1 pseudogene is annotated in these 274 nt (G+C 49.3%); it reads left to right on the top strand.

The features are described 5' to 3' along the window. Window positions 1-62: 62 nt before the first annotated feature. Window positions 63-274 (top strand): annotated as a pseudogene (locus AB9F26_RS22500) (IS6 family transposase); the annotation flags it as partial.

Here is a 274-nt window from a genome sequence, read left to right as displayed (position 1 = left end):
CGGAGGGTGGTGTCAGAAGAAACCCTGTTGTGAAGAGTAGGATCGTTTCGTAGCTTCGGAGTATGACAAAACGCTCTCCTTTTCGCTACTTCAAAACCAGTCCTGAGATTATTCGCCTAGCGGTGATGCTCTATGTCCGATTTCCTCTCTCACTTCGAAACGTAGAGGATTTACTCCACGAACGAGGGATCGACGTCAGCCATGAGACGGTCCGATTTTGGTGGAACCGGTTTGGCCCATTGTTTGCTTCAGAAATTCGTCGGAAACGGGTTCA

The sequence above is a fragment of the Falsihalocynthiibacter sp. BN13B15 genome (assembly GCF_041205415.1).
GTDB classification, from domain to species: domain Bacteria; phylum Pseudomonadota; class Alphaproteobacteria; order Rhodobacterales; family Rhodobacteraceae; genus Falsihalocynthiibacter; species Falsihalocynthiibacter arcticus.
This window is presented reverse-complemented; position numbering and strand designations above follow the sequence as displayed.